The sequence below is a fragment of the Blastomonas sp. RAC04 genome, from assembly GCF_001713435.1.
GTDB classification, from domain to species: Bacteria; Pseudomonadota; Alphaproteobacteria; order Sphingomonadales; family Sphingomonadaceae; genus Blastomonas; species Blastomonas fulva.
The window spans coordinates 89,016-114,130 of the sequence record NZ_CP016458.1 but is presented as its reverse complement, the minus strand read 5'-3'; the positions used below and the strand labels follow the sequence as shown (position 1 = coordinate 114,130).

26 protein-coding genes and 1 pseudogene are annotated in these 25,115 nt (G+C 61.4%); 14 read left to right on the top strand and 13 right to left on the bottom strand.

Going from position 1 to position 25,115, the window contains the following annotated elements:
• Positions 1-43 precede the first annotated feature (43 nt).
• Entirely contained in the window at positions 44-238 is a 195-nt protein-coding gene (locus BSY18_RS00560) for a DUF6771 family protein (RefSeq protein WP_069049318.1), read from the bottom strand.
• Between the two features lie 327 nt (positions 239-565).
• Here BSY18_RS00560 and BSY18_RS21620 point away from each other — a divergent pair, with 327 nt between their 5' ends.
• From BSY18_RS21620 to BSY18_RS00545, 3 genes are all read left to right on the top strand, one after another.
• Positions 566-1,201: an excalibur calcium-binding domain-containing protein gene (locus BSY18_RS21620; RefSeq protein WP_335617659.1), complete on the top strand. Its 636-nt coding sequence runs from the start codon at positions 566-568 to the stop codon at positions 1,199-1,201.
• A gap of 79 nt (positions 1,202-1,280) precedes the next feature.
• Positions 1,281-1,634 (top strand): DUF6961 family protein, encoded by a 354-nt coding sequence (locus tag BSY18_RS20850; RefSeq protein ID WP_069049275.1) that lies wholly within the window; start codon positions 1,281-1,283, stop codon positions 1,632-1,634.
• Between the two features lie 68 nt (positions 1,635-1,702).
• The gene (locus BSY18_RS00545; protein WP_069049274.1) at positions 1,703-2,023 is read left to right on the top strand and encodes a DUF736 domain-containing protein; all 321 of its coding nucleotides are present in this window, start codon (positions 1,703-1,705) and stop codon (positions 2,021-2,023) included.
• 135 nt (positions 2,024-2,158) lie between these two features.
• Here BSY18_RS00545 and BSY18_RS20505 read toward each other — a convergent pair.
• A pseudogene (locus BSY18_RS20505) lies at positions 2,159-3,152 on the bottom strand (type II toxin-antitoxin system HipA family toxin); the annotation flags it as partial.
• Positions 3,145-3,483 carry a helix-turn-helix domain-containing protein gene (locus BSY18_RS00525; protein WP_069049270.1) on the bottom strand — a complete coding sequence of 113 codons (339 nt, stop codon included), beginning with the start codon at positions 3,481-3,483 and terminating at the stop codon, positions 3,145-3,147. The gene BSY18_RS00525 and the pseudogene BSY18_RS20505, both read right to left, overlap by 8 nt.
• A gap of 885 nt (positions 3,484-4,368) precedes the next feature.
• On the opposite strand from BSY18_RS00525, the gene BSY18_RS21190 reads away from it, so the two are divergent.
• Positions 4,369-4,518 carry a hypothetical protein gene (locus tag BSY18_RS21190; RefSeq protein ID WP_171900143.1) on the top strand — a complete coding sequence of 50 codons (150 nt, stop codon included), beginning with the start codon at positions 4,369-4,371 and terminating at the stop codon, positions 4,516-4,518.
• Between the two features lie 255 nt (positions 4,519-4,773).
• Here BSY18_RS21190 and BSY18_RS00520 read toward each other — a convergent pair whose 3' ends face one another.
• The 8 genes from BSY18_RS00520 to BSY18_RS00485 form a co-directional block, all read right to left on the bottom strand.
• Positions 4,774-5,493, bottom strand: coding sequence for a superoxide dismutase (locus BSY18_RS00520; RefSeq protein WP_069049269.1), 720 nt, complete (start codon positions 5,491-5,493; stop codon positions 4,774-4,776).
• Between the two features lie 16 nt (positions 5,494-5,509).
• Positions 5,510-5,857 carry a DUF3147 family protein gene (locus BSY18_RS00515; protein ID WP_069049268.1) on the bottom strand — a complete coding sequence of 116 codons (348 nt, stop codon included), beginning with the start codon at positions 5,855-5,857 and terminating at the stop codon, positions 5,510-5,512.
• Between the two features lies 1 nt (position 5,858).
• Entirely contained in the window at positions 5,859-9,011 is a 3,153-nt protein-coding gene (locus BSY18_RS00510; RefSeq protein WP_069049267.1) for an efflux RND transporter permease subunit, read from the bottom strand.
• A gap of 11 nt (positions 9,012-9,022) precedes the next feature.
• The gene (locus BSY18_RS00505) at positions 9,023-10,228 is read right to left on the bottom strand and encodes an efflux RND transporter periplasmic adaptor subunit (RefSeq protein ID WP_236823328.1); all 1,206 of its coding nucleotides are present in this window, start codon (positions 10,226-10,228) and stop codon (positions 9,023-9,025) included.
• 35 nt (positions 10,229-10,263) lie between these two features.
• Positions 10,264-11,496 (bottom strand): TolC family protein, encoded by a 1,233-nt coding sequence (locus BSY18_RS00500; RefSeq protein WP_069049265.1) that lies wholly within the window; start codon positions 11,494-11,496, stop codon positions 10,264-10,266.
• Between the two features lie 65 nt (positions 11,497-11,561).
• Positions 11,562-11,885, bottom strand: a complete 324-nt coding sequence (locus tag BSY18_RS00495) for a hypothetical protein (protein ID WP_150126167.1) — start codon at positions 11,883-11,885, stop codon at positions 11,562-11,564.
• A 209-nt stretch (positions 11,886-12,094) separates the two neighbouring features.
• Positions 12,095-12,616 (bottom strand): DUF411 domain-containing protein, encoded by a 522-nt coding sequence (locus BSY18_RS00490; RefSeq protein ID WP_335617658.1) that lies wholly within the window; start codon positions 12,614-12,616, stop codon positions 12,095-12,097.
• 47 nt (positions 12,617-12,663) lie between these two features.
• Complete coding sequence (locus BSY18_RS00485) at positions 12,664-12,936, bottom strand: metal-sensitive transcriptional regulator (RefSeq protein ID WP_069049263.1); 273 nt, start codon at positions 12,934-12,936, stop codon at positions 12,664-12,666.
• A 74-nt stretch (positions 12,937-13,010) separates the two neighbouring features.
• Between BSY18_RS00485 and BSY18_RS00480 the strand changes: the two genes are divergently transcribed.
• The 5 genes from BSY18_RS00480 (at position 13,011) to BSY18_RS00460 (ending at position 18,014) form a co-directional block, all read left to right on the top strand.
• Positions 13,011-14,864, top strand: a complete 1,854-nt coding sequence (locus tag BSY18_RS00480; protein ID WP_083231227.1) for a copper resistance system multicopper oxidase — start codon at positions 13,011-13,013, stop codon at positions 14,862-14,864.
• Positions 14,861-15,868, top strand: coding sequence for a copper resistance protein B (locus BSY18_RS00475; protein WP_069049261.1), 1,008 nt, complete (start codon positions 14,861-14,863; stop codon positions 15,866-15,868). Before BSY18_RS00480 ends, BSY18_RS00475 begins: the two co-directional genes overlap by 4 nt.
• A 17-nt stretch (positions 15,869-15,885) precedes the next feature.
• Positions 15,886-16,275, top strand: coding sequence for a copper homeostasis periplasmic binding protein CopC (gene copC / locus BSY18_RS00470; protein ID WP_069049316.1), 390 nt, complete (start codon positions 15,886-15,888; stop codon positions 16,273-16,275).
• Between the two features lie 3 nt (positions 16,276-16,278).
• Complete coding sequence (gene copD / locus BSY18_RS00465) at positions 16,279-17,202, top strand: copper homeostasis membrane protein CopD (RefSeq protein ID WP_069049260.1); 924 nt, start codon at positions 16,279-16,281, stop codon at positions 17,200-17,202.
• 92 nt (positions 17,203-17,294) lie between these two features.
• Positions 17,295-18,014, top strand: a complete 720-nt coding sequence (locus BSY18_RS00460; RefSeq protein WP_083231226.1) for a PepSY domain-containing protein — start codon at positions 17,295-17,297, stop codon at positions 18,012-18,014.
• 117 nt (positions 18,015-18,131) lie between these two features.
• On the opposite strand, the gene BSY18_RS00455 is transcribed toward BSY18_RS00460, so the two are convergent.
• On the bottom strand, positions 18,132-18,929 hold the full coding sequence (locus BSY18_RS00455; protein WP_069049259.1) for a glutaredoxin family protein: 798 nt from the start codon (positions 18,927-18,929) through the stop codon (positions 18,132-18,134).
• A 79-nt stretch (positions 18,930-19,008) separates the two neighbouring features.
• Between BSY18_RS00455 and BSY18_RS20500 the strand changes: the two genes are divergently transcribed.
• The gene (locus tag BSY18_RS20500; protein WP_083231225.1) at positions 19,009-19,443 is read left to right on the top strand and encodes a MerR family transcriptional regulator; all 435 of its coding nucleotides are present in this window, start codon (positions 19,009-19,011) and stop codon (positions 19,441-19,443) included.
• Positions 19,444-20,197: 754 nt separating this feature from the next.
• Here the strand turns inward: BSY18_RS20500 and BSY18_RS00450 are convergent.
• Entirely contained in the window at positions 20,198-20,455 is a 258-nt protein-coding gene (locus tag BSY18_RS00450) for a hypothetical protein (protein ID WP_150126166.1), read from the bottom strand.
• On the opposite strand from BSY18_RS00450, the gene BSY18_RS00445 reads away from it, so the two are divergent.
• From BSY18_RS00445 to BSY18_RS00430, 4 genes are all read left to right on the top strand, one after another.
• Complete coding sequence (locus BSY18_RS00445) at positions 20,439-21,020, top strand: ANTAR domain-containing response regulator (protein WP_069049257.1); 582 nt, start codon at positions 20,439-20,441, stop codon at positions 21,018-21,020. The two genes, BSY18_RS00450 and BSY18_RS00445, sit on opposite strands and share 17 nt — an antisense overlap.
• Positions 21,017-22,243 carry a CmpA/NrtA family ABC transporter substrate-binding protein gene (locus BSY18_RS00440; RefSeq protein ID WP_069049256.1) on the top strand — a complete coding sequence of 409 codons (1,227 nt, stop codon included), beginning with the start codon at positions 21,017-21,019 and terminating at the stop codon, positions 22,241-22,243. The genes BSY18_RS00445 and BSY18_RS00440 overlap by 4 nt, the downstream gene beginning before the upstream one ends.
• Before the next feature lie 461 nt (positions 22,244-22,704).
• Positions 22,705-23,913 carry a nitrate/nitrite transporter gene (locus BSY18_RS00435; protein ID WP_069049255.1) on the top strand — a complete coding sequence of 403 codons (1,209 nt, stop codon included), beginning with the start codon at positions 22,705-22,707 and terminating at the stop codon, positions 23,911-23,913.
• Positions 23,910-25,115, top strand: a complete 1,206-nt coding sequence (locus BSY18_RS00430) for a porin (protein ID WP_069049254.1) — start codon at positions 23,910-23,912, stop codon at positions 25,113-25,115. The genes BSY18_RS00435 and BSY18_RS00430 overlap by 4 nt, the downstream gene beginning before the upstream one ends.

Sequence of the window (25,115 nt, the reverse complement as noted above, 5' to 3'; positions counted from 1 at the left end):
GCAGGTCGCAACGCGCATGCCGTCACGTGTCCAGCCACCCATCTCACAGACCGAGTTCGGGCTGTTCGTCCTTTTCAGGCCCCTGCTGCCCATCCATCAGCGCCTCAGCGACCGACCGCGCCAGCTCCTGTGCGGCATCGTCGCGGATATGGCGGGCAGGCGCGGTTATGCCAACGCGCGCCCAGCCGGGGGCAGCGAGAATCGCACTGGCCATGTCTTCAATGTCGAATCGGGTCATGGCATAATAAGAACAAAAATAGAACATTTATGCAAGGCGGTTTGCCTTAGTGTGCGCTGAGGCGGTCATCACGTTTAGCAGGTACGCTCCGAGCAGGGGGCTCATCAGGCGGGAGGCGCGGTTGCGAACCAAAGGGCTTCGGCTTGCACTTTCCTGGGCAGTTGCATTACCGCAGAGGAATGTCGCTCACCCTTCTTCTTCTCTCCGCCATTCCTTCCGGCCAGAGTTTTGTCTGCACGCCGACCGCTGTCTGGGATGGCGATGGCCCGATCTGGTGCGCGGAAGGACCTCGCATTCGGCTGTCTGGCATAGCCGCCCGAGAAATGGATGGCAGCTGCAGTCCCGGCCATCCCTGCCCGGAGGCCGAGCCGCTTGCATCGCGTGATCACCTCGTGTCGCTTGTCGGCGAACCAGCCGGGACTAATGCAACCGGCCATGTCCTGGTGCGGGGGCCTGCCATGCGGTGCACCTCGAAGGGTGGGGCGGGGGGCAATCGTACGGCTGCTTTTTGCGTGTCGCCGCGTTCAGGCGACCTTTCCTGTGCCATGGTTCGCGATGGCTATGCCGCGCGCTGGGACAGGTATTGGGCTGGGCACCGCTGCGATTGAACTGGCGCAGCACCAGCGCGCGTGGCATTCTGTGCCCATGGGAAAAAGGCTGAAGCATCTCCTCCTTCGGTTCGTCGTTGTCCAGATGGCCGTGGTGCCAGCGATCAGCATCGCCCATCCCGGTGGCCTTGCTGCGGACGGTTGCCATAATGATCGCAAGAACGGCGGCAGGCATTGCCATGGCGGTGCAGCCCAAAGCGCCGCGCCAGCTGCGCGACCACAGCGCCTTTCTGGCGATGTATATTTCGCTAATTGTGCCGCAGCCCGGGCTGCCGGAGCAGCGCCGGTGCGTATTGGTTCGCCCGGCTATGGGCGCCATCTGGACCGCGATGGGGACGGGGTCGGCTGCGAATGACGCGATCGGCAGAGCCTGAAGGATCCTTCTCCCTACGGTTCGACCGGAGCTGGTTCCAGCTGGCGATGGTGGCGCCATTGTGACTGACGAGCAGCACCTGTGGGCCTGCGCGTTCGCTGTCGACAAGCGCTATGGCGCAGGCGCACCTCTCCATGTCGCCGAACGGATCGGAACACTTGCGGACGGAGGCGATACGGATGGAGTCGCCATGTGGCAGGCCATCGCTGTGCGGCTAGACCGGTTGCGGCGCGGCGATGCGCCGAGCAAGGATGGTATTGAGGAACGTGCGGTCAACTGGACCTTGTGGGTAGCAGTTGGCGCCATTCGTCACCCTCTTGCCCTGGACCACACCGTGTCTTCCGCCTTTTTGAGGGCACTGCTGGCCTTGGCCGTCAACCCCATTCGGGGTTCGCCCTCGCGTGCCGCTCGGTGACGGCGGCAGCCGCACCCTCCTTTTGGCGTCATCGGGGATGGTCCCCGAGCAACTGAAGGAGACATATCATGGCAACAATTGCAAACCTCACCGTCAAGGCAGACGACAGCTTCGAAGGCACGCTTGCCACCCTCAACGTCACCGCGCCGATCGCCATCATTCCCAACGGCCGCAAGGCCAAGGACAGCGAACCGGATTATCGCATCGTCTCGCGCAAAAACGGGTTCGAGCTTGGCGCTGGCTGGAAGCGCTTTTCGCAGAACACTGGCGCAGAATATGTGTCGGTGTCGCTCTCGGCCCCCGAGTTCGGCACCATCTACGGCAACATCGCCAACGCTCCCGGCGACGATCCGATGAAGAAGGTCATCATCTGGAATCCGCCGAGCTGAACTTCCTGCAGACCCCGCCGGCTGGCGGGGTCTGTTTTCTCAAGAAGCTTCTCTCCGGAGAGGGATCCCCATCTTTAAAACTCGGGACAGCAATTCAGGCTTCAATCCGCAGTTTAAACATTGGCTTTGAATTCCGAGCGCCAGCGCTTTGGCCAGATCATCATGCTCGAATGCACTGGCCATGCGCTTGATCTCCGGTGGCCGCGCGCCATTCTGCTCCGCGACTCTTGGCCCAGTTGCGCACTACCAGTGCGACCTGGCCGACAATTTCTTTCGCCTGAGCGGCTTTCAGCTCGAAATATTCCGCGACCGAGAGGGCAAGCCCCAGATCGCAAGTTGCCTCATCGAGCGAGATGTTGGTCGACAAAACCCGCGCCTTCAGGTCGGTCGGCACAGGATTGAGATCATAGGCTGGCGACAGGACCCAGCCAGCGCGGTCGTGCCATAGAAATCCATGATTGCGGCCATGATCGTCGACATTGGAAACCAGGATATTGAAGATCATTCGCCGATAGAGCTCGGCAGCGTTTGCTGCTGCATTGGCACCATACAGGGTCAGCACATCGACGAGTTCGGGATAGCTGGCGCGTTAGCCATCCCTGATGCCCAACATCGACAACGCCGACAGAAACGGAATGCGCCGGTTCCCGTCGCGATCGAACCGCCGAGAGATGAGAACAGGCTTTCCGGCGACCTCCAGAAATTCGTGGTCTGCCACCGTGATGCCCGCTTGCCGGGCAAGGTAGACAATCGCTTCCCACAGATCGATGCAACAACCATCGGTTTTCTTGGCGAACTTGGCGATTAACAACGCGCCGAGTTCACTCGAAATCTGCGGATTTCGTCCGTCATGCTCGGCCCGCTCGCGCTCAGCACGCTGCATGAGCCGCCGTCCTCAGGTGTCTGGCGCAGAACCGCCGATCGAGCCATAAAGGCCGGCGGACGGGGCATAGGCACCGCGGCCAAGCTGACGTGCCGGTTCGAGTGAGAACGCCTCTTCAACGCCGAGCCAGTCGGGGTGGTATTCAAACACGACGGGTGCGCGGTCGCCGCCGTGCCCGGGTGCGTAAAGCGTACCGACGCGACGGATGGATTGGACAAGTGCGATATGGACTTCAACATCAGCCATTGTCCGGGGCGCGCGCCTTGCGACGCTTGATCCGCGCACGCTCGGACAGGGCCTCTGCCGACAGCCGCTGGCCAGTCTTGTCGCTGGCCGGGTCGGCGAGTGCGCCGAGACCGTCGAGCATGCCCATAGCCTGCAGGACGGCAGCGTAAATGCCCATGCCGACACCGGGATCGCCAGCTTCAATGCGCCGAAGCGTCGGACGCGTGGTAAACGCACGGCTTGCAACCACATCAGCGGGAAAGCTGCGGCGCAGCCTGGCATCACGCAGGTCAGACCCCAGTTTGGCGAGCGCGCGGCGTACCGCAATCGAGGGGATGTGGGGGCTTGGCATTGGAAACATCGCTTTCCGTTACACGTGGATTATGTAATACGACGTTGCCATTAATGTGAGAATAAGGTTGTATTTCAAATTCTGGTGGATTCTTTGCAGAACCTGTGAGTGCCCGCAGCAAATACATCCTTGCGCTGTTTAAAGATGGAATTCCATTGCTTGGCTGAAGCGCCTTACTACAGGCAGCGTTCAAGTAGCAACCAGCAGTAAGCTCGGGATCTGCCGACAGATCGATGGATAGCCCTGAATGTCAGATTTGCCACTTCCGGCGCGATAAACGAAACAGGCGAACGAGCATTTGGTTGTGGAGCCACAGCTGCAGAAAATGCACCCCTTGATGAATCGCCCCGATCCCGGTCCTACAATGTAACCAGAATCTGCCGTCTGCCGAGTCAGCGCCCCGTCTTCATGAAGGTGCGAGTCTGATGGGAACCTCAAGAAAGAGCATTTAGATCCAGCGCATCTCGACGCGTTGCCAGTAACTATCACTTGGGAATGCCCGAATAGGCAGCTAATCAGATGAGCATGCCGCACCGCCTTTTTCGCCTTCTCGCCTTTGCGTTGATCGCGCTGCTGCCGTCGCAGGCGAGCTATGCTACGGTCAGTTGTGCTCCAATGCAGATGGAGATGGAGGCGGCGCCAGCGACCGACGAGTGTGGCGGCTGCCCCGAGAACTTTGCCGACTCCTGCCGCTTGTTTTGCGGGATGATGTGCCAATCACTTCTGGTTTCGCGGCTAGCAGCTTTGGGCGAATCCCGTTCGCCGGACCAAGAGCATATCGCGCCCACGGCATCTTTCTTGGTCATCGGAATACGAGGGCCTGATCCACCTCCACCCCGATTGGACGATTGATGACGACTTTCAATCATTCCACGGAGATATCAGATGAAGAAGTACCTCATTATCGCAGCAGGGCTGCTCGGCTTCAGTTCGGCTGCTTATGCTGCCGAACCGGAACAGGTGGCAAATCTTGCCATGGCCTGTTGTGACCTTGTGCTCACATGCTGCGAGGAAGCTATGGACTGTTGCCCGTAACGGCTAACAGTTGGTCTATGGAGGGTGTCCGGTCGACCGACCGGGCACCCTTTCTTTTGCGCGGTGACTGAACGGTACTTGGCAAGGTCAGTTCCTACGGCGCGCCGATCCGTGCGTTTCCTGACCGACTCTGGATGAGGCGAGGCCGGGCCAACTCTGCACTGAGTAGCCCATTCCATTTGTTCAGGAATAGCGATGAATGCCAAAGTGCTCATGACCGTTGCGCAGTGCTTTCAACCACTCGGCATTCATCGATCAGCTCGCCCTTGCATCAGCGACACGCCGAAACCGCCGGTCGATCTCCTCCCAGTTGAGGTTGGCCATGAACGCATCGACATATTTGGCCGCCGCCGAGCCGTAGTCCATATGATATGCGTGCTCATACATGTCGAGCGCGATCAGCGGCACGCTGGCGACGGGCTGGTGCATGTGATCCCATGCCCAATAATTGTGCAGGCTGCTGGTGTGGAAATTCCAGGCCAGCACGCACCAGCCTGACCCACCGGCCAGCGACATGGCGGTACGTCTGAACTCCGCATCCCAGTTCGCGAATGAGCCGAAGCTGGCCGCGATCGCTTTCTGGACCTCGCCGGCCGCCGCGCCATCGCCGCCGAGCGCACCAAAATACAGCTCGTGCAGGATAACCGAACCGGTGCGGTGCAGCTCCTCACGCTTCAGCCCGCCATAGACCACAGGTGGGAAATCCTTGTCCGCCAGCGATGTTGCGAGCCGGGTCTCGATCATGTTCAGTGTGCGCACCGACCCGATGTAGTTGTTGTCGTAGTGCGAGCGGATCAGCTTTTCGGACAGGCCGGTGAGCTTGGCGGGATCGAAGGCCAGCGGCACAGGCTTGTGATTGCCCGCAAAGGCTGGCGATAATGGCGGCGTTTGCGCAGACGCGGGTGCTCCCGCAGCCGCTGCGGCGAGGCCCAGCCCGACGATCCCAATGGCGCCTCGACGATCGATTTCGGTCATCTATCGAACTCCCGTTTCACACGATCTGAAAATGCATCAAAACCCGGTTCATGACCACATAAAGCAGGACGGTTACCACACTGCCTGCCGCAAGGGCGGGCCAGAAACCTAGCCCCTTGTTGATCAGCAACGGGACCAGCAGGAACATCGGTAGGCTTGGGAGCACATACCAGAATGTCGCGGTGGCATGCTGCGCGATCGCGACCGGATCGCCGGTATCGCGATAGAGCCAGATCATCGCGAGGATGGAAACCAGAGGCAGCGATGCGATCATCCCGCCGAACCCTGGATAACGCCGCGCGACCTCGGACGCGAGGGCTACGAGGATACCGGAGATCCCGGCCTTTATCGCCAGATACAGCATATCACTCTCCCTTGGTCGCCAGCATGGGCGGGGTGCGATCGTCTGATGGCCGCCCTCCGTGCACAAGCCGGTAAAGCACAGGCAGCACGAGAAGCGTCAGCAGCGTCGATGAGATGATCCCACCGATGACTACGGTGGCCAATGGCCGCTGCACTTCCGATCCTAGGCCCACGTTGAGCGCCATCGGGACGAAGCCAAGGCTCGCGACCAACGCTGTCATCAGTACCGGACGCAGCCGGGTCAGTGCGCCGGTGCGGATTGCTTCATCCAGTGGTGTCCCTGTTGCACGCAGCTGGTTGATGAAGGTCAGCATCACCACCCCATTGAGCACCGCAACGCCCGACAGGGCGATGAACCCAACCCCGGCGGAGATCGAGAATGGAATGCCGCGCAGCAGCAGCGCCGCGATCCCCCCTGTCAACGCCAGCGGAACGCCCGAGAAAACGATCGCTGCGTCCTTGGCCGACCGGAACAGCGCGACGAGCAGGCCGAAGATCAGCGCCAGTACCATCGGAACGACGATCTGCAACCGCGTGCTGGCCGACTGCAACTGCTCGAATGTGCCGCCATAGTCGATCCAGTAGCCTGCAGGCAGATCGACCTCGGCACCGACCCGCTGTTGCAGTTCGGCGATGAACGACCCGAGGTCGCGTCCGCGCACATTGGTGGTTACGACCGCGCGTCGCTTGCCGTCCTCACGGCTAATCTGATTGGGGCCGGTGGTGCGTTCGATCACCGCGACCTCGGACAAGGGCACCGATCCTGCGCCGCCCGGCAACTTGATCGGCAGGCGGGCGAGCACATCAGGGTTCTGCCGCAAGGTCTCAGGCAGACGGACGACGATGTTGAACCGCCGGTCGCCATCGAAGATTTGCCCTGCCGGGGTTCCCCCGGTGGCCGCCGAGACCACCGCCTGCACGTCCGCGACGTTCAGGCCAAGCCGGGCCAGTGCGGCGCGGTCGGGCAGCACCTGCAGGAAGGGCAGCCCGGTGACCTGCTCGGCCTGCGCGTCCTCACACCCTTCGATCGTCCCCACCACGCCCAGCACGGCATCGGCGGCGGACGCGAGTTCCTCCAGATCATCGCCGTAAATGCGGATTGCGACATCCGACCGCACGCCTGCGATCAGCTCGTTGAAGCGCATCTGGATCGGCTGGATGAACTCGTAGCGCGATCCGGGTATCTGTTCGACCGCAGCGTTCATCTCTGCGACCAGCTGCATCTTGGGCTTGCGCGGATCGGGCCATTGGTCGCGCGGCTTCATGATGATGAAGGTGTCGGCGACCGAAGGCGGCACGGCATCGGTGGCGACATCGGCAGTGCCGATCTTGGCGAACACCTGCTGCACCTCAGGAAACTGCTTGATCCGCTTTTCGAGCGCCGATTGCATCGCCACCGCCTGGGTCAGGCTGGTGCCTGGAATGCGCAATGCGTGCATCGCGATGTCCCCCTCGTCGAGATTGGGGATGAACTCGGAGCCAAGCCGCGTTGCCGCCAGACCGCTGACGACGACCAGCGCGATCGCGCCTGCAATCACCACGCCCCGCATCCGCAGCGCCCAATCGAGCAGCGGCGCATAGGCATTGGCCGCCGCGCGCATCACCCGGTTCTCCTTCTCCTCGATCCGCCCGCGCACGAACAGCGCAACGGCGGCAGGAACGAAGGTGAGCGACAGGATGGCCGCAGCCGTCAGGGCCAGCACCACGGTGAGCGCCATCGGGTGGAACGTCTTGCCCTCCACCCCTTCGAGCGCGAAGATGGGCACGTAGACGATGGTGATGATCGCGATGCCGAACAGGCTGGGCCGAATGACTTCTGCACTGGCCGAGGCCGCAATGTCGAAGCGCTCTTCGCGTTCGAGCAAGCGCCCCAACCGATGCTGCGCCTCGCCGAACCGGCGCAGGCAGTTCTCGACGATGATCACAGCGCCATCGACGATGAGGCCGAAATCGAGCGCGCCAAGGCTCATCAGGTTACCCGATGTCCGCGTGCCGACCATGCCGGTGATCGTCATCAGGAATGCCAGCGGGATCACCGCAGCGGTTATCAGCGCCGCACGGATATTGCCGAGCAGCAGGAACAGCACCACGATGACCAACAGCGCGCCTTCGGCAAGGTTCTTCTCGACCGTGCCCACCGTCGCGTCGACCAGCTTCGAGCGGTCATACACGGTGTTGACCACCACCCCGCCGGGCAGCGACTGGTTCACTTCAGCCAGCCTTTCGGCCACGGCATTCGACACGTCGCGCGCGTTCTCGCCGACCAGCATGAAGATGGTGCCCAGCACCACCTCCTGCCCGTCCTTGGTGGCCGCCCCGTTGCGCAGTTCGGAACCGATCTCGACATCGGCGACATCGGCAACCCGGATCGCCAGCCCCTGGCGGTAGGCGACCGTGATGCCCGAAAGATCGCGTTCATTCTGAGCCTGCCCAGGCACGCGGATCAGATATTGCGAGCCGGACTGTTCGATATACCCAGCGCCGACATTGGCGTTGTTCTTCTCCAGCGCCGCGACGAGGTCACCAACCGTCAGGCCAAAGCCGGACAGGCGTTCAGGTGATGGCGCAACGACATATTCCCGCCGGTATCCCCCAACCGAATTGACCTCGGTTACGCCGGGGACAGTGCGCAGCTGCGGCCTCACGACCCAGTCATGCAATGTCCGCAGATCCTGCGCGGTATAGAGCTTGCCGTCTTCATTGACCGCCCCGCGCCGGGCCTCGACCGTATACATGAAAATCTCGCCCAGCCCGGTGGCGATTGGTCCCAATGCGGGCTCAACGCCATCGGGCAGTGATCCGGCGACCGTTTGCAGCCGCTCGTTGACCAGCTGACGGGCAAAGTAGATGTCGGTGCCGTCCTCGAACACGACCGTGACCTGCGAGAGGCCATAGCGCGATACCGACCGTGTATAGGATAGGCCCGGTAGCCCCGCGATGGCGGTCTCGACCGGGAAGGTCACGCGCTGCTCGGCTTCGAGCGGCGAGAAACCGGGGGCGGCGGTGTTGATCTGCACCTGCACATTGGTGATGTCGGGCACCGCGTCGATCTTGAGGCGGCCGAAAGCCCATAGCCCGATCCCGGCGAGGATCAGGGCGAGGCCCATGATGATATAGCGCTGCCGGATCGACAGCCGAATGATGCGTTCAAGCATGGCGTTGATCCTTAGTGGTCGTGGCTGGCGCCGGATTTTTCGATGTCGGCCTTGATCACGAAGCTGTTCTTCGTGGCATAGGTCGAGCCCGGCTTCAGGCCGCCCAGCACCTCAGTCCATTCCGGCCCTTCACGGCCAAGCTCCAGCATCCGCACCTCATAGGTCTCGCCGATCTTGGCAAACACCACGCGGAAGTCACGGAACTGGTGGATCGCCTCAGTGCGAACGGCCAGAGGCACGCTGCGGCGTTCGACCGTGACGATACCGCGCACCGCCATGCCGGGACGCCATAACCCACCGGGGTTGGGCAGCGCCGCGCGCGCCGTGACCGTCTGGGTCTGCACTTCAGCGAGCGGCAGAAAGTCACGGATCGTCGATCCCTGGCTTCGCTCGCCTTCGATCGCCTTGATCTCGACCGCCTGGCCTGCCCGCACCTTCTCGATGTCACGCGGGAAGACCGGGAAGGTCGCAACGGTTCTGGCAGGGTCAGCGATCACGAAAATCGGGTCATCGCCGGTCACGTCGCCGACATTGGTGTTGCGCTGCGTGATGACGCCGCCCGAAGGCGCGTAAACCGCATAGGTCTGGAGCGAATAGCTGCTCTCCACCCTTGCCAGCAAAGCACCGCGTGCGACCCGGTCGCCGACATTCTTGTGAACCGACACCACCCGTCCGGGGAATTTGGCCCCGACATCGGATGTTGCGGATGGATCAAGCTCGACCCTGCCGATGATCTCAAGCGTGTCGCCTACCTCGGCAGGTCCTGCAATGGCGGTTTCGATGCCCGCAGCCTTGCCCGCAGCATTGCTGATCTTCGTCCGCCCCTCATAGGATGCGAATGTCCATGTGTGTGTCTCGCCGCTTTCGGTCGCTCGAACGCTGACATCGAAGCTGTGTGGCTCGACCAGCACGGATGATCCGCGCAGATAGTCTTCCGCTGAGCGGAAGGTGAATGTCGTCACATCGCCATCAAGCCGCTTGATCGTGACCTGAGCCTTCACCGAGCCGGGCGGCAAAGGCTTGTCATCGCGATAGGCATAGAGCCGGTATTCGGGGGGGACGCCGTCCTCGAACACGGTCATCTCCAGAGCGAAATCTCCCTCACGCAGCATCCGTCCATTGTGCGGCCCGCGTTCGTACTCTCCCGCCGCAAGCTCGGTGCCCTCAGTCCTCTCGGTTTTGGTGCTGTCGCCACAGGCCGCAAGAGGCAACAGCATGGCCGTGCAGATCAATGTCAGTGTCGCTGAGCGCATCATTCGGCTCCCTGAAGTAGCGGCGCAAAGCGCCCGGTCAGCCGGTCGAGTTCGACCCGCGCCTGGTGATGAAGGATGGCGACGCGCACCATGCGGGCGCGCGCGTCGTGCAGCGCGACCTGCGCCATCGACACATCGAGGAAGGTAAAACCGCCACGGTTGTAACCTGCGCGCACCTCGGCCAGCGTTTTCAGCGCGCCGGGCACCACTTGGTCCCGGATCGCCTCGACCTCGTGCGCGGTCTCCTCGACCTTTTCAGCGGCGAGCATGATCGCCTGTCTGCGTTGATAGCGCTCGACGGCAAGGTCCGCTTGCGCCTGCCTGGTTGCTGCCTCCGCGCGTGCAATGTTCGCCTGGTTGAGCGCACGGTTCGCGAGCGGGAGAGAGACGCCAGCGACCAATGCGACATCTCCCGTCCCGATATAGCGTGGTCCTGCCGAAACGGTGGGGTCAGTTCGCGCGCCTGCCTGTTGCAGCGTAATGTCGGCAGAGGCCCGGCGCTGGCGCGCCTCATACACGGCAAGGTCGGCCGCAGACTGGGGGACACCCGCATCGACGGGTGCGAAGCGGAGGAAGTCCTCCCGCGACACCGACAGCCCCGTCATGTCGCCGTCCCAGAGCGCCACGAGGCGTTTCATCGCAGCATCGCGGGCATGCTCGGCCAGTTCCAGATCGACGCGCGCTTCGGCAAGCTGAGTCCTCGCGCGCGTTCCAGCAAACAGCGGGTCGCGTGCCTCGCTGACCCGGCGCCCCACCTCGCGCGAGAGTTGCTCTGCAATCTCGACACGCGCTTTGGCGATGTCGATCGTCGCCTCGGTGGCCTGCACCTCGACATACAAACGCTGTACGGTCGAAGCGATGTCGAGCCGCCGGACGAACGCCTCGGCGGCTGCGACCTCAAGTTCGGCATCGGCCAAAGCCACCCGCGCAGCCCGCTTGTCGCCCCGCTCGATCCGCTGGCTATACATCGCTCCGATCTGGAACTGACGATACAGATCGCTGTCCCCGATGCCGAAGTTCTCAGCCAGGACATCAATGGAGGCTGCGGGCCGGGTATCAGCGGCAGCACGGCTGGCGATCAGCGCATCGGCGCGGGCGGCGGCTGCCTCACCCATAGGCGAAGCCGAAATCGCGCGCGCAATGGCGTCATCAAGGGTCAGCGTCTGCGCGTGCGCAGGTGCGCTCGAAACAAGCACCGTCGCGCACATCGCAGCGCGCAGGAAATAGGGCATCGGGGATCACTCCTGATCGAAACGTCAATGCGCCGCCCACAGGGACGGCGCGGTTGCGCGCAGGATCAGGCTGAGGGTGGTTCCAGCAAAGGCGGCGTTCGCAGCGAGCCGGGCGGCGCATCGGAGGTGATCTGCATGATCAGCGTGTGCCTCATGAGGCGTGTGACTGCCGCGGTACTGGCAGAGGAAACGTCGCCGATGAGGTGGATATGATGCCCAGTAGCTTCGGGGGCAGAGGTGCGCTCGTCATCGGCACTGTCGCCATCATCGGCGGTGTCATGATGGTGACCGGAATCATGGGGTGCATGGGCAGACTGGTCGTTATGCGCATGCGGCACGGCTACACCCATGCTGCCATGGGAGAGCATCAGGCAAAGGAGCAGAATCATGTACGACAACCGAAGCATTCTCTGGGCGTAGCAGAGGGAGAGCAGCGGAACAACGTCGCAGCAGTAAGTGCCCGGCGCGGCCGAGTGCCGTACCAATGCTCTGGCTTTGCCGGAGGCGCCGTCTATCCGCGTCGAACCACCTATGCTCAGTCACGCAAGACCGCGCGTAATATTTGCAACCGGATTATTCCGGTTTAGAAAATTTTGGCTCAGGGATAGCGCGCGAACACCTTTTGCCCTGCTGGGCCGAAGGCGACAACGGAATACGGCTGAACGCGCCCTCCAGCTTCCATTCCGGGCGACCCCATCGGCATACCGGCAACGGCCAGGCCAGTGACACCCTTTGGTTTGTCGCGTAACAATCTTGCAATTGCGTCAGAAGGGACGTGGCCTTCAATCACATACCCATCAACGATCATGGTATGACATGCCTGCAGCTCAGGCGGGACACCGTTTTGCGCTTTGACCTTGGTCATATCCACGCTGTCGACCGTGGTCACAGTCGTCTTCAAATTGCCTTCGATGTGACCAGCCCAACTCATGCAGCAACCACAATTGGGGTCGCGAAACATTGTGTAGGTCGTAGCCTGAGCGACATTCGAGCACGCAGCGAGCAAGGCAAGCGCTAGGACCGCAGAGGCCCTGTTTGACCCTGCTTTGGCGATTTTTGCTTTCATCCGACACTCCCGAGGGTTGATCAATTGCTTTGCGGCATTGTGCTGGAACGCCATTCTCAAGTCCATTAACCGTTCAGGCAGTGGCGGCCAGCCTACCTTACTCATCGTTTCACCTTTTCGAACAGGTCGATGAGTTCGTTGAACTTGGTCCGCTGTTCGGCGACATCACCCGAGGCGATCGCCTCTGATACGCAGCAGGCGGCATGATCCTTGAGGATTGCACTTTCAGCCTTGGCCAACGCTGCCTTTATCGCCTGAACCTGATGCAGGATATCGATGCAATATCGGTCGTCGCTTACCATTTGCGAAACACCGCGTACCTGCCCCTCTATCCGGCGCAGCCGATTGAGGATGGCGGTTTTGTCCTTGGCCATGATTACGCGGTCCTTTGGGCTTGCAATACCGTAGGGGGGTATACTATCTGCTGATAGAAGGATATGCAACGGCTATGCACGACAAGTTTTCCAGACGATCGGTTTTGAGTGGCCTTGGCCTTGGCGCATCCATGCTGGCGGTGCCGGCCTGGGCGCAGGGACACAATATGCACGGCGGCGGGCACAGCCGTGGCGGCCCGCTGATTCCCGCCGGCTTTGACGAAGTGCGCGGGCCGGTGATCAACTTGTCGATCGGCAGCGGCCATCGCATTGTGCAGGGCAAGCGCGGCCCGGGCATTGCGGTCAACGGCAGCGTGCCCGGTCCGCTGATCCGGCTGACCGAGGGGCAGGACGTCCGTCTCAACGTCACCAACACCCTTTCCGTCGACAGTTCGGTGCACTGGCATGGGCTGCTGCTGCCTTTCCAGTATGACGGCGTTCCCGGGATCAGCTTTCCCGGAATCAAGCCCGGCGAGACCTTTGTCTACGAGTTCCCGATCCGTCAGGCGGGCACCTATTGGTATCACAGCCATTCGGGGTTGCAGGAGCAATCGGGCCATTACGGGCCAATGATCATCGAACCGCGCGGCGGCGAACCGATTCCGGTCGACCGCGACTATATCCTGCTGGTCAGCGATTTCACCACGCTCGACCCGCATTTCATCATGAACCGGCTGCGCACCGGCGAGGGTTTTTTCAACCGCCAGCAGAACACCTGGACCGACGACTATCCGATGTCCGCCGAAGAACGCCGGATGTGGGCGCAAATGCGGATGATGCCGACCGACATCGCCGATATCGGCGGCAAGACTTATACGTTCCTCGCCAACGGACGCGGGCCAAACGAGGGGATGGAATATCTGTTCAAGCCCGGTGAGAGGATCCGTCTGAGGATCATCAACGGCGCTGCGCAGAGCTTCTTCAATGTGCGCATTCCCGGGCTCGCAATGAGCGTGATTGCCACCGATGGCCAGCCGGTGCGCCCGGTTGAGGTGGACGAGCTGCAGATCGGCGCTGCAGAAACCTATGACGTGATCATCGAGCCGGGGTCTGCTGCGGCTTACAGCATTGTGGCGGAATCGATGGACCGGTCCGGCATGGCGCTGGCAACGCTGGCGAGCGCACCGGGCCTGCGCGCCGCTGTTCCCGCGCTACGCGATCCGCCGCTTCTGACGATGGGCGACATGGGCATGAATCATGGCGACGGGAGCATGAAACATGGCGGGATGGACCATGCGGGAATGGATCACGGGAGCATGGGCCATGGAACCATGGACCAAGGGAGCATGGATCACGGATCGATGAACCACGGTGCTGCGTCCGAAGCTGGCAGCGATGCCTCTACCAGCATGAGCATGGACGGAATGAAGATGCGCGACACCTCGCTGCTGCCGCCCGATGTCGCGATCGGCCCGGGGATCGACATGGTCTCGATGGCGCCGGTCGACAAGATGGGCGACCCCGGGCTCGGCCTGCGCAATGTCGATCACCGCGTGCTCAACTACCGGATGCTGGTCGCGCGTGATGCCAACACGGATGCCCGTGAGCCCACCAGGTTGCTTGAACTGCACCTCACCGGCAATATGGAACGCTATATGTGGTCGTTCGACGGGCGCATGTATTCGGCGGTCAGCGATGTCCCGATCCGCTTTGCCTGGAACGAGCGGGTGCGGGTGAAGCTGATCAACAACACGATGATGGCGCATCCGATCCACTTGCACGGCATGTTCTTCGAGATGGTCAACGGCCAGTCGGCGGCGCTGCAGCCGCGCAAGAACACGATGATCGTGCAGCCGGGCGCCAGCGCGCAGTTCGACCTTACCGCCAACGAGCCGGGCGACTGGGCCTTCCATTGCCATCTGCTGTATCACATGCACGGCGGCATGATGCAGACCGTCACCGTCGTCGGGCCGGAGGCGGCGTCTTGATCCGCGTCGGTCTAACCACGCTGGCATTGATCGCGCTGACCACACCTGCATTGGCGCAGGATCATAGCGCGCATCAGGCCGAGCCGGATCCTCACGCCGGGCATGACATGTCCGCGCCGCAAACTGCCGATCCGCACGCCGGCCATATTATGCCAGACGAGGAGCAGCCAACCGCTGAGCCGGAAGCGATGGACGGCATGGACCACAGCATGATGGATCATGACGCCGATGCGAATGCGCCGTCGTCCCCCGGCCCGGAGATGGAAACACCACCACCGTCCGAAGCCGGCAGCGGCCCGCCACGCGCTGCCGATGCCATCTGGGGTGCGGACGCGATGCGTGCCTCGCGGCTTGATCTCCAGCAGACCCATGGCGACTACAACCTGCTGTGGTTTCAGGCGGATCGCGCCGAACTGCAGATGCGCGATGGTGCCGACGGGTATCTGTGGGATCTGCAGGGCTATTACGGCGGCACGACCAGTCGCTTCTGGTTCAAGAGCGAGGGTGAAGGCAGCTTTGGTCAGCGAATCGAGGATCTGGAAATCCAGGGACTGTATTCGCGCGCGATTGCCCCGTTCTTCGATCTGCAGGCGGGCATCCGTCAGGATTTTGGTGGCGCTGATACTACCTATGCGGTCGTGGGCATTCAGGGTCTGGTGCCTTATATGTTCGAAGTCGATGGCGCAGTGTTCCTGTCGCATCGGGGCGACATTACCGCGCGGCTGGAGGCCGAGCTGGACCAGCGCATCACCCAACGCCTGATCGTGCAGCCACGTGCCGAACTGAATCTCGCCGCGCAGGACATACCGCAGTTGGGCATCGGCTCGGGCATCGACAGTTTCGAGATCGGGGTGCGGCTGCGTTACGAAATCATCCGCGAGATTGCGCCTTACATCGGTATCGAGCAGAACTGGCGTGTGGGTGGCAGTGCTGATTTCGCGCGGGCAGCAGGCGAAGACGCCAGCGTCACCAACTATGTCGTCGGCATCCGTTTCTGGTTTTGAACATGAAGGAAAACAAAATGCGAATCCGCTCGATCCTGGCTTTCGCAGCCGCCAGCATTGCAACCCTTGCCATGCCTTCGATGGTTATGGCGCACACGAAGGTGGTCGCCTCCACGCCCGCGCAAGGCACGAAGGTAGCCAAACCGAAACAGGTCACACTGACCTTCAGCGAAGCCCTGCTGCCACCTACCGTCGCTACCAGCATCGTCATGACCGCCATGCCCGGGATGAAGAATCATGGCGAAATGGTGATCCGCAACTTCACCACCAGTTGGTCCAATGGCAACAAGACGCTCACCCTTGCCCTGAAGCAGCCGCTGCGCGCTGGCGACTATGACGTGCGCTGGCAGGCAGCCGGCGCAGACGGACACCGCATGACGGGCAAGGTCAGCTTTACCGTCAGCTGATCGATGAACGTCGACTGGCTGCACCCGGCGCTGCGTTTCGCACAATATGTAGTGTTGCTGGGCCTTTTCGGGATGGTTGCGATTCGCGTGGTTCGTCTGCGTCAGGTGGTTCCTGAAACCAGCATGACCAGCTTTCGAGCAATTGCCGTTGCTGCGATGGCGGCACCAGTCCTGTCGCTGGCCGTCATGCTGGTGGGCGTTGCCGCAATGATGGGGCAACCCATTCAGGATCTCGAACTGGCGACCGTCCAGGCCATGGTGCTGATGACAGACACGGGCAGGGCCTTTTTGGCTCGCATGGTGCTGCTGACGCTCGGCCTTGCAGCGATGCTGTTTATCAGGCCGATTACGCCACGGCACATCCTTGCGGCGATTTTCTATGGACTGGCTTTGTCGACCCTCGCCTGGAGCGGCCATGCAGCGGCGACAGATGGGGCATTTGGGCTGGTCCATCGCCTGAATGATGGGCTGCACCTTATGGCGGCAGGGCTCTGGATTGGTGCCATCAGCTGGTTCACGATCCTGGTATTGGCTGCCCATAAAAACCCTGATCAAATCAAACTTGCGGATTTGCGAGATGCGATGGAGAGCTTCGCGCCACTCGGAATCACCCTGGTCATCGTGGTTGCCGTTACCGGGGTTCTCAATTCGCAGCTCGTTTTCGGGCTGGAAAACAGCATGGATGTGCTGGGAACGACTTATGGCTGGCTGTTGGCGGCAAAGGTTCTCGCGGTGGCGCTGATGGTGATGTGCGCTGCACGGAACGCGCGCCTTGTCAGGCGTCGCTTTATTGTCCAATCGGGAAGTCGGGCTGACACCGACGTAGCACTTGTTGCGCTCAGATCGAGCCTTGCTTTTGAGCTGCTGCTGGCGATCTTCGTTGTGATGCTGGTTGCGTTCACGGGGCTCGCATCGCCCGTGGGATGAAGGCGACGTTGAATGGCGCCGCGCTTTGCCGGAACAGTACAAGAGGATCCCGGTGTGATCAGGATAAACGCAAGAAATCGGTTCCTACGCTGATGGGCAACCGTACGCGCGTGCATCTGCTCGCCAGCCGAGTGCACAAATGGCTGGCGCTGATCATCGGCGCGCAACTGCTGATATGGTTTGCAAGCGGCGTGATCATGAGCTTCCTGCCAATCGAAAAGGTGCGCGGTGAACATCTGGTCGATCGGGATAGGATCGTCGCGATTCCTGCCGACGTGGAACTTCTTTCCGCCAGCGCGCTGGCAGGGCGGGTGGCGGCACCGGTAACGTCCATGACGGTGCACATGCTGGACAACCGCCCGGTGGCCGAACTGGTCACAAACAAGGGCATCAAACTGTTCGATGCTGCGACGGGAGCGGCGCTGCCGCCGGTCGACGCAGCGCTTGCGACCAAGATTGCGCGGGCCGCGTGGACATCGCCGCAACCGCCGCGTGCGACTGCAACCATGGTCAGGGTCGCAAGCACGGAATACCGCGCTGCATTGCCAGCCTGGCGCATCGCCTTTGCCGATGCCGACAACACCAGCATCTTCGTCGCGGTCGACACTGGCAAGATCACTGCCGTGCGCAACGGCACGTGGCGGCTTTATGATTTTTTCTGGGGTCTCCACATCATGGACTGGAAGAGCCACGAGGATTTCAACAGTTGGTGGCTGCTAGGGTTTGCAATCGGCGGTCTTGTGCTCGGCATAGCAGGCACAGTCCTGCTGATCATGCGCTGGCCGTTCCGTCGCAAGCGACGGCTAGCCTAGGGGACTTTGATGCCGCTTGCTGCATCATCCCGCTCCCTAGACGAGCTGGCTCGGCGGGCACCACGATCAATTAGACTGTGCTAGCTGGGTGTGGCGCCCCCCTTTCTAGCACGTGGATCACATCGCAGCGCCCATTGCGCCCAAACCGGACAGCATCCAAAGCGCCATCGCGACCATCATCACATTTTCGGTCAGCGAAACAAAGCCGAGAGGAACGTTGCTGTCGCCGCCGACGCAAGCGCACTTGATTTCGCGTTTGTCGATATAGACCGCCTTGAGCACCGACGCCGCGCCAATGCCGCCGATGAACAGCGCAACCGGGATAGACAACCAATTGAGTGCGCCTGCCACCATCAGCACTCCAGCCAGCCCCTCTGCAAACGGATAGATGCGGCTGTAGGGAACCCACCTCTGCGCCAGCAGATCGTAATTCAAGAACATCGTTGCGAACTTGTCGACATTCTGGAGCTTCAGCATTGCCAAGATGCACATACTGAAAGCAATGAACCATTCGCCTGCCCGTACGGTAAACGGTGAACCATAGACAGAAAAACTTGCAGCAAGTGCCATCAGTGCTGTCATAGCAAAGAGTGCAATCACCGGCTGGTAGGTGGTCGCCTTAGGATCGGCGACTGCAAGACCCAAATAGCGTCGAAGGTCGTCATGCCCACCGATGCGCTCACCACCAATGAAGATTTGCGGTGTTGTCTGAACGTGATGCTGCGCCTTAAACGCATCTGTGTCCTCGCGCGTCGTCAGCAAATGGTCGTCGACGGCAAAGCCCTTGCGCTTGAGCAGGTCGAGCGCCTTTAGCCCATAGGGACATGTGTGTTTTGGCATGACCATGCGATAGATGGTGGCGGTTTTCGCGGCCGCCGCCTGGCGACCGGATGCTGAAAATGCGGCTTGCGTCATGGGTGTTCCTTCTTGGTGGATTACGTCACCCGGCCTATATACGTTCCGTAGTGTGGTACGGAGTCAAGCCTTGAATGCAATGACCATCGGAAAGCTGGCGACAGCAGGCGGAGTGGGCGTGGAGACCGTACGCTATTATCAGCGACGCGGTCTGTTGGCAGAGCCAGACCGAGCTGGCCGTGTACGGCGATATGACGGCGATCATCTCAGCCGTTTGCGCTTCATCCGTTCAGCGCAGACGGCAGGGTTTACACTTGAAGAGATCCGTGAACTGCTAGCGCTCGATGCGGCCAAAGACAGGGAACGGGCACTTGATCTGGCCAATGAGCGGATTGCAGCACTAGACCGCAAGCTGGCTGCGCTGCAGGCCGCTCGCGCAGCGCTGGCTCGTCTTGCCAGCGCCTGCGCAAACACATCCTCAGAGCCATGCCCGATCATTACTGCATTCGAGCCACAGACGTGCGCGTCAGTCCGACCTGATCAGGACCAGGACCGTGGCCAAAACGTGGATTGATATTTCTGCCATATCTCAAGGATCGGGGCGAACGCTCTATCTGGTCGGGCTACGTCGGTACCGGACAGGTGATGGCATTTCCATGGCATGCCCACGAATGCAATGTTCAGCGCACTCAGTCCGATAACACCCTGTGCAGAAAACCAGTACCATTCCACCCTGCACCAGCGGCTGAGGGCGCTAAGCGACTTACAGGATGCGCATTGGGATAGTGGCCGATTTCGGCAGAAGCAGCCATCGGAGCCGTTACCGCTGAACGTTGCATTCTGGGTTGGGTGCGGCCTCAAATCACGAATGCCGGATCATGGGACATGGCCGCCGATGGCCAGCGCTAATGTCAATGTCTAGTATTACCGAAACCGGCCATATGCGAAGCGGACTGGTTTATACTGCCATTGATCATATTCTAACTGGCACCAGCCTGATGACATTGCAGTGCAAGCATTGCAGCGAACGCTTGGCATCGTCTGCTGGCCATGAGCCTCCAATCGGTGCCAGAGAAGAGGGCCGGTTTTGGCAACCCTGCTGTTCCGGCCCTCCTTTTTGTTCACCATTTCAAATTGGGATGACCATCAGCCGTAAATATCGCCGCTGTGCGCTGCATCACATCTCTGCGCGAGCCCTGAAAGCATCCTTGAAAGGCACACAAAGTGCCAGCTCGCATTTTGCGACCCGGTGCGGGCTGCGGCCGAGGGGCTTGGAACTTATAGCGCTGAGCCTCTCGGTTGCCCAACATCTGTCGGCAGTCACTTGCCTAAAGTTCTTCGCGCAGTCCATGGGCGAGATCGTCGAGCCGGCTCGTTGAAAAGCCATTTATCAAATTTAATGAACGACTGTCATTACGCCAGTCTGCCAATAGCGCCTCGCCCTGGTGGGTGCCTTCGAAGCACTCTGCCGCCACCTCAATCGGTATTGGTTTGATAATCTGGCGAAAAACCTCACAGCGCATAGGGAGAGCTTGCTGCAAGAGGATTTGGAACGCTAATAGCCGGATCATGCGGATCGCGATCATCGACACCAGCACCACGCGTGCAGCGATCATCTCTGACGGCCTGCGCGAGGCTGGCCTCACCGATCTGGTGATCATCGACCATGCTGCAGGGCTGGCCGCTCAGATCGAACGCGCCGCCCCCGAAGTGGTCCTAATCAACCTTGAGAACCCGAGCCGCGACATGCTCGAGGACTTTTTCGCGATGTCGCGCGTCCTGGCACGTCCGATCGCGATGTTCGTCGATCAGAGCGATGCCGAGTCGACCAGCGCGGCGGTGGATGCGGGCGTATCGGCCTATGTTGTCGATGGCCTGGCCAAGCAGCGCATCAAGCCTGTGCTAGACCTTGCCATCCGCCGGTTCCAGGCGTTTTCGCGGCTCCAGGCCGAGCTCGCGGAAGCCCGAACCGCACTTGCCGACCGGCAGGCAATCGATCGCGCCAAGGCGATCCTGATGAAGCGCAAGGGGCTGGACGAGCCTGCTGCCTATGCCCTGCTGCGCAATCATGCGATGCGATCGAACCGCCGCATTGCCGAGGTCGCCGAGGCCATCGTGACCAGCGAAGCCCTGATGGGAGATATGCCATGAGCAACACCCTCATGCGGATCGGATTTCTGCCGCTGGTCGATGCGGCGCTACCGATCCTGGCGCATGAACTTGGCTTTGCCGAGGATGAAGGGTTGGACCTGCAACTGGTCCGCGACATCACCTGGGCGGCAGTGCGCGACCGTTTGATGTATGGGCAGACGGATGCTGCACACATGGTCGCACCGCTCGCGATCGCCACCGCATTGGGATGCGACCGGCCGGCTGTGCCGCTTGCGGTGCCGTTCGTGCTCGGTCTCAACGGCAACGCACTCACCGTCTCTACGGCGCTGGCAGAAGCCTTGATGCTGGACAACACGCTGGGTGATCCATTCGAGGTCGGCGCAAGGCTGAAGCTGGAGGCGAAACGCCGGGTCGCCATCGGCAAGCCGCTCCGGTTCGGGGTGGTCCATCGCTATTCCAGCCACAACTATATGCTGCGCTACTGGCTAGCTGGCGTAGGGATTCAGCCTGACCGCGATGTCGAGATCACTGTCACCAGCCCGCCCTTTGCCGCCGATGCACTGGCCTGCGGCGATGTTGACGGCATTTGCGTAGGTGAGCCATGGAACAGCATCGCGGTGGATCGCGGCGTCGGCCGGATCATGCTGGCAACTGCGCAGATCTGGCGGCGCGGTGTTGAAAAGGTGCTTGCAGTGCGGCTTGATGGTCTCAGCGCCGACGCCGATGCACTCGAGCGACTGGTGCGTGCGCTGCACAGGGCGGCGGCGCATTTTGTCAAGCCAGGCAACGCCGAGGCGAATGCGCGCATCCTGTCGCGACCCGAATATCTGGACGCGCCCAGCGATACGATCTTGCGGGCAACCACGGACCGGATCCGGCTGACGCAGGGGGCAGATGCCATTCATTACCCCGATTTCATGTTTCAGCATCGCGAGGCCGCCAATTTCCCGTGGCGCAGCCAGGCCATGTGGCTGTATTCGCAAATGGCGCGCTGGGGTCATGCCGAAGCGAGCGAAGCGGGCTTCGCCAAGGCAGCAAAGGTGTTCCGGCCTGATATCTACAGGTCCGCGCTGGCCGGAACCGATGCGATCCTGCCCGGCGCCAGTGCGAAGGTGGAAGGCGCCAATAGCGTGCCGCGCGGCGCCTCCAGCCAGACCGGCAGACTGATTCTCGGTGAAGACCAGTTTTTCGACCACGTGCAGTTCGACCCCGACCGGGCGATGGACTATCTGGAGCATCAGCGCACAAAGCCTCTGATTTGAGGGCTTTAGGCTATACAGTTGCAAATGCTGCAATGCACAAAAATTTGCTTGCGCAAAAGCTCATTCACTGACAACTTAAGAACAGATCAGGCAATGATGCTTGGTCGATCATAACCAGCTTAGTCCAACGAAGGGCTAAACTGGCCGCTCCGGTCCGCCGGAGCATGGCAATGACGCCGCCCGAACCGGTCCTGATGACCGCGCTTCGAGGCGGCTTTTTTCGTGTCTGAAAGGAGCATGGCTTTGACGGTTCATTCCGGCAGATTGACAGACGGAATTGTCCAGCTCTCGGGCGCGGCCATCGTCAGCTGCCCTGTCGCTGCCTTCGCGAGGGTTGTCTCGCTGCTTCTCCTTCATCACCGCGTGCTCCCCCCTGCGCCTCGGCCAAATAGCCCCGGCGTATGCGCTCGGTTCCACCAGCCGCACGGATCTTCCGCGCGGCACCATCCACGGGGTTTATCATGAACAAAGGTTTCTGGTCGGCGGGACACCGCCCGACGCTGTTTGCGGCATTTTTATATTTCGATCTGGCGTTCATGGTATGGGTGCTGCTCGGGCCGCTCGCGCCGATGATCGCCACCGATCTGGGATTGAACGACGCCCAGAAGGGCCTGATGGTCGCCATCCCGACGCTGGCAGGCGCGGTGCTGCGGTTGGTCAACGGCGTGCTGGTCGACAAGATCGGCCCCAAGTCCACCGGCGCCATCGGCCAGCTGATCGTCATCGGCGGACTCGCGACGGCCTGGATGCTGGGGGTCAACAGCTTCGGCGGCACCGTGGCGCTGGGCGTGATCCTGGGTTTTGCGGGCGCGAGCTTTGCCGTTGCGCTGCCGCTGGCGAGCCGCTGGTACCCTGCCGAGCATCAGGGGACTGCGCTGGGCATTGCAGGCATGGGCAATTCGGGCACGGTGCTCGCCGCATTGTTTGCACCGCTTCTGGCGAAGGCCTTCGGCTGGAACGCGGTGCTGGGCCTTGCCTGCATCCCGCTGGCGATCACCTTCGTCTTCTACATGGTGCTGGCCAAGGATGCGCCCAACCCACCCGCGCCCAAGTCGATCTTCGCCTATCTTGCGCCGCTGAAAAAGGCCGATGCATGGTGGTTCATGCTGTTCTACGGCGTGACCTTCGGCGGTTTCGTGGGCTTGGCCGCATCGCTTTCTATCTACTTCGTCGATGAGTTCGCACTGACCCCGGTGGTGGCAGGCTATTGCACGGCAGCGTGCGTGTTTGCCGGATCGCTCGTCCGTCCGATGGGTGGCGCGCTGGCGGATCGCATCGGCGGCACCAAGACCCTGATGGCGGTGTATCTGATCGCTGCTGCGGTGCTGACGGCGATCAGCTTCGGCCCATCGACCGTCGGATTGGCACTTGCCCTGTTCGTCTGCGCGATGCTGGCGCTGGGTGCGGGCAATGGCGCGGTGTTCCAGCTGGTGCCGCAGCGGTTCAAGGACGAAATCGGCGTGATGACCGGTTTGGTCGGCTTTGCAGGGGGCGTCGGCGGCTTCTACCTCGCCTCGTCGCTGGGGCTGGCAAAGCAGCTCACCGGCAGTCCGCAATGGGGCTTCCTGATCTTTGCAGGGCTTGCACTGGTTGCCTTTGCCAGCCTGGTCAGCGTCAAGACCCGCTGGCGTGCGACCTGGTCCACCGACCTTGAAGGCGCGCGGATATGAAAGCGCGCGCCTGCATGATCCTGGCCGGGGCGGTTATCGCCGCCTCGGCTGCCAGTCCCGCGCTGGCTGACCCGCTCAAGCTCACGCCGCTGATCGATGCCCGGCTGCGCTATGAGGGTGTCGAGCAGCAGGGCAAGGCCGAACAGGCCGATACGCTGACGTTCCGGATGCGCAACGGCCTTGAGGCGAAGAGCGGGCCATGGTCGCTATTGGCCGAGGCCGAAGCGACGCTGGCGATCAACGGCGACTATAACAGCACGGTCAATGGCCGCACCGCGTTTCCGGTGGTGGCCGATCCTGAGACGATCGAGCTGAACCGTTTGCAGCTCCAGTATCGCGGTCTGCCCAAGACGGTGGTCACCTTGGGCCGCCAGCGCATCAACCTCGACGATCAAAGGTTTGTCGGCACGGTGCTGTGGCGACAGAACGAGCAGACCTATGATGCGGTGCGACTGGAAAGTTCGGCAATCGGCCCGCTCACCGCCGACATCACCTATAGCTGGTCGGTGCGCAGCATCTTTGGCATCGACAGCCCGTTGCAATCCATCGGCGGTGACAACCTGCTGGCCCAGTTGGGCGGCAAGGCGGGGCCGGTCGCGATCAAGGGCTTTGCCTATCTGGTCGATCAGGATCAGGCGGGACGACGGCAGTTCTCCAGTCAGACCTATGGGGCACGCGCCAACGGATCGTTTGCGCTCTCGCCCAAGCTGAAGCTCGGCATCATCGCCAGCTACGCCCGGCAAAGCGACTACAAGGGCAACGCCAACACCTACTCGGCTGACTATTGGCTGGGCGAAGCGCAATTGGCCGCGCATGGCTTTACGCTGACAGGCGGATACGAGGTGCTCGGCGCATCGACGGGCCAGCCCTTCACCAGCTTCCAGACGCCATTGGCCACCGCGCACAAGTTCAACGGCTGGGCCGATCTGTTCCTCACGACGCCCGCCAACGGCTTGCGCGATGCCTATGCCGGGCTCGGCTACGCGCTGCCGACAGCACGTGGACCGGTGAACCTCTCGGTTATCTACCACCGTTTCGACAGTGACCGGCTGGATCAGAATTATGGCGATGAATGGAACGCGCAAGCGACCTTCAAGCTGAGCAAGAACATCGGCCTGCTCGTGAAATACGCCGATTATCGCGCCCAGCAGTTTGGCACCGACACCCGCAGGCTGTGGCTGCAAATGGATTATCTGCTGTGA

Bases quoted from the DNA above. Each gene is read 5' to 3' on its own strand.
- BSY18_RS00560 (WP_069049318.1), bottom strand. From the start codon at position 238: ATGACCCGATTCGACATTGAAGACATGGCCAGTGCGATTCTCGCTGCC.
- BSY18_RS21620 (WP_335617659.1), top strand. From the start codon at position 566: ATGGCAGCTGCAGTCCCGGCCATCCCTGCCCGGAGGCCGAGCCGCTTG.
- BSY18_RS00545 (WP_069049274.1), top strand. From the start codon at position 1,703: ATGGCAACAATTGCAAACCTCACCGTCAAGGCAGACGACAGCTTCGAA.
- BSY18_RS00525 (WP_069049270.1), bottom strand. From the start codon at position 3,483: ATGCCAAGCCCCCACATCCCCTCGATTGCGGTACGCCGCGCGCTCGCC.
- BSY18_RS21190 (WP_171900143.1), top strand. From the start codon at position 4,369: ATGAAGAAGTACCTCATTATCGCAGCAGGGCTGCTCGGCTTCAGTTCG.
- BSY18_RS00520 (WP_069049269.1), bottom strand. From the start codon at position 5,493: ATGACCGAAATCGATCGTCGAGGCGCCATTGGGATCGTCGGGCTGGGC.
- BSY18_RS00515 (WP_069049268.1), bottom strand. From the start codon at position 5,857: ATGCTGTATCTGGCGATAAAGGCCGGGATCTCCGGTATCCTCGTAGCC.
- BSY18_RS00510 (WP_069049267.1), bottom strand. From the start codon at position 9,011: ATGCTTGAACGCATCATTCGGCTGTCGATCCGGCAGCGCTATATCATC.
- BSY18_RS00505 (WP_236823328.1), bottom strand. From the start codon at position 10,228: ATGCTGTTGCCTCTTGCGGCCTGTGGCGACAGCACCAAAACCGAGAGG.
- BSY18_RS00500 (WP_069049265.1), bottom strand. From the start codon at position 11,496: ATGCCCTATTTCCTGCGCGCTGCGATGTGCGCGACGGTGCTTGTTTCG.
- BSY18_RS00495 (WP_150126167.1), bottom strand. From the start codon at position 11,885: ATGATTCTGCTCCTTTGCCTGATGCTCTCCCATGGCAGCATGGGTGTA.
- BSY18_RS00490 (WP_335617658.1), bottom strand. From the start codon at position 12,616: ATGGCGTTCCAGCACAATGCCGCAAAGCAATTGATCAACCCTCGGGAG.
- BSY18_RS00485 (WP_069049263.1), bottom strand. From the start codon at position 12,936: ATGGCCAAGGACAAAACCGCCATCCTCAATCGGCTGCGCCGGATAGAG.
- BSY18_RS00480 (WP_083231227.1), top strand. From the start codon at position 13,011: ATGCACGACAAGTTTTCCAGACGATCGGTTTTGAGTGGCCTTGGCCTT.
- copC (WP_069049316.1), top strand. From the start codon at position 15,886: ATGCGAATCCGCTCGATCCTGGCTTTCGCAGCCGCCAGCATTGCAACC.
- copD (WP_069049260.1), top strand. From the start codon at position 16,279: ATGAACGTCGACTGGCTGCACCCGGCGCTGCGTTTCGCACAATATGTA.
- BSY18_RS00460 (WP_083231226.1), top strand. From the start codon at position 17,295: ATGGGCAACCGTACGCGCGTGCATCTGCTCGCCAGCCGAGTGCACAAA.
- BSY18_RS00455 (WP_069049259.1), bottom strand. From the start codon at position 18,929: ATGACGCAAGCCGCATTTTCAGCATCCGGTCGCCAGGCGGCGGCCGCG.
- BSY18_RS20500 (WP_083231225.1), top strand. From the start codon at position 19,009: ATGACCATCGGAAAGCTGGCGACAGCAGGCGGAGTGGGCGTGGAGACC.
- BSY18_RS00445 (WP_069049257.1), top strand. From the start codon at position 20,439: ATGCGGATCGCGATCATCGACACCAGCACCACGCGTGCAGCGATCATC.
- BSY18_RS00450 (WP_150126166.1), bottom strand. From the start codon at position 20,455: ATGATCGCGATCCGCATGATCCGGCTATTAGCGTTCCAAATCCTCTTG.
- BSY18_RS00440 (WP_069049256.1), top strand. From the start codon at position 21,017: ATGAGCAACACCCTCATGCGGATCGGATTTCTGCCGCTGGTCGATGCG.
- BSY18_RS00435 (WP_069049255.1), top strand. From the start codon at position 22,705: ATGAACAAAGGTTTCTGGTCGGCGGGACACCGCCCGACGCTGTTTGCG.
- BSY18_RS00430 (WP_069049254.1), top strand. From the start codon at position 23,910: ATGAAAGCGCGCGCCTGCATGATCCTGGCCGGGGCGGTTATCGCCGCC.